We start from the raw sequence: 1,876 nt of genomic DNA, 5'->3' as shown, positions 1-1,876 counted from the left end.
GGAAGTGCTTCCCCTGAGCCTCTAGCGAGTCGGCGTAGCCCTGCCGGACAACGGCGGGGGCATTCTTCGCTTTCTTAAGAAGGGTGCTGAACGCTCCTTCCGCAAGCTCGGGCTTCTCCATGCGCTCTGCCGCCTGGGCATAGAGCCAGAGAACCACCGGGCTCTTGCTACTGGCCTTTGCCAGCTCCGAGAGGTTTGCGAAGGCTTCGTTGGCACTGTCCGGATCGCTCAGGTGCAGGAAGTACTGAGCCACCAGCGACTCAGGAGCTGGGTTTGTGGCCTTGGCACCCAGCTCTACGACGCGGGAGAAATAGGCATCTGACTGGGAGTTGGGGGAGTGACTGGCGACACTGGCGGCTAGAAAAAGACCAAGAGCTGCATCTTGGGGGAACTGTTCCGCATGCTTCTTGAGAAGCTCTTCCGCCTTGGTGCCCTCGCCCTTGTTCCAGAGATTCCAGGCGGCCGCGTAGGCGTCTGCCGCGGTCTTGACTGCCACGGGTTTGTCTGAATGATTGCTTGCATGAACTGGAAGGGCAGTCGAGCCGCTGATCAAGCCCAGAGCCGCCACCACAATAAAACCATTACGAACCTGCATTGAAGTTCCTCCAGGTTTTATCTTTGGCAGCTCTGGGGCGAGAAAATACCCCGGAATTACCAGGTTTTTTCTAGCGCGCCTCGGCGAGGCGTACTTTCACGATTCGTGAGCGTCCCTCACGCTTTACCGTGAAGGTCAGAATTTCTCCAGGTTTCTTATCGCGCAGCAGGCGCTGGAAGTCAAGCTCGGTATTGAGTGGGGTTGCGTTGAGCTGGGTCAGGATGTCGCCGGGCTTCAGTCCCGCTTGCGCTGCTGGGCCTGCTGGGGCGAGACCCGCGATGAGAACCCCCTGTGTGACCGGGAGCTGGTAGGTGCGTGCGAGTTGTTCATTGATACCGATGTACTGAATGCCCAGATAGGTTCGCTGTACCTGTGCTCCTGCAATGATCTTGCGGGCGTAGTCCTGCGCGACAGTGATGGGGATAGCCAGCCCTAGCCCCTCGGCACCATCAGGACGGAGCACGGCGGTATTGATGCCGATCACCCGCCCCTGGGAGTCGAGAAGCGGTCCGCCTGAGTTCCCTGGGTTGATGGCGGCATCGGTCTGGATGAAGCCTTGCTCCTGACGCTCGCTGAGCCTGCGGTTGACAGCGGAGACGATGCCCGTGGTGACGGTCTGCTCCAGCCCGAGGGGGTTGCCGATTGCAATCGTGGTTTGGCCGACCTCCAAGCGATCTGAGTCGCCTAGGGGGGCGGCGGGCAGCGGCGTGGCGGACGAGACTTTCACCACGGCGATATCTATCTCACGGAATGCTCCCATCACTTTACCCGTGAGCTGCTGTCCACTTTTAAGGCGCACCCCCACCTGGGTGCTCCGCCCCACAACATGAGCATTGGTGAGGATCAGCCCCTGCTTGCCATCAATCACGACACCGGTACCCAGGCCGCTCTCCGTTTTGATCAGAACCACTGCTGGGGAAACGGACTTGACCACCCGGATCACGTTCTGCTCATCGCTGCTTTTGGAGGTTCCACTCTGCGCCTGTACGGGCGGTGCAAAGACCGCCTTGCTACCCGTCCAGCCTAGCCCTGCTCCAAAACCTACACCCAGCCCGAGTGAGCAGACACCTAGTACCGTTATCTTTTTTGCAAACTCTTTCATGCTCTTGTATACGAATGACACTCCCCCGCTCGTTCCAGATTGCTCACTTCGCGGGCTATTTTTTTACGAGGGCCAGCAGAGCATCCGCGAGGTCTTCGGCGGCACGTGGGGTGGCGAGCTTCTTGGCCTTGCTGCCCATAGCGGCCCGCCGTGAGGGGGCATCCAGGAGGGGAAGAATC

General features: G+C 59.6%; 2 protein-coding genes. Both read right to left on the bottom strand.

Features of this window, described 5'->3' with window-relative positions; genetic code table 11:
* Window positions 1-595 (bottom strand): tol-pal system YbgF family protein (locus tag ACH2EH_RS08280; RefSeq protein WP_395140673.1); only part of this gene is annotated, 595 nt, incomplete at its 3' end.
* Window positions 596-665: 70 nt separating this feature from the next.
* Window positions 666-1,697: a S1C family serine protease gene (locus tag ACH2EH_RS08275; protein WP_395140671.1), complete on the bottom strand. Its 1,032-nt coding sequence runs from the start codon at window positions 1,695-1,697 to the stop codon at window positions 666-668.
* Window positions 1,698-1,876 lie beyond the last annotated feature (179 nt).

This window comes from Armatimonas sp. (genome assembly GCF_043760365.1).
Classification (GTDB): Bacteria; Armatimonadota; Armatimonadia; order Armatimonadales; family Armatimonadaceae; genus Armatimonas.
Note: the sequence above shows the minus strand (reverse complement) of the source record. Positions and strands in the feature narration are given on the sequence as shown.

What these genes read in the sequence shown, in the direction of transcription:
- ACH2EH_RS08275 (WP_395140671.1), bottom strand. Translation starts at nt 1,697, where the DNA reads ATGAAAGAGTTTGCAAAAAAGATAACGGTACTAGGTGTCTGCTCACTC.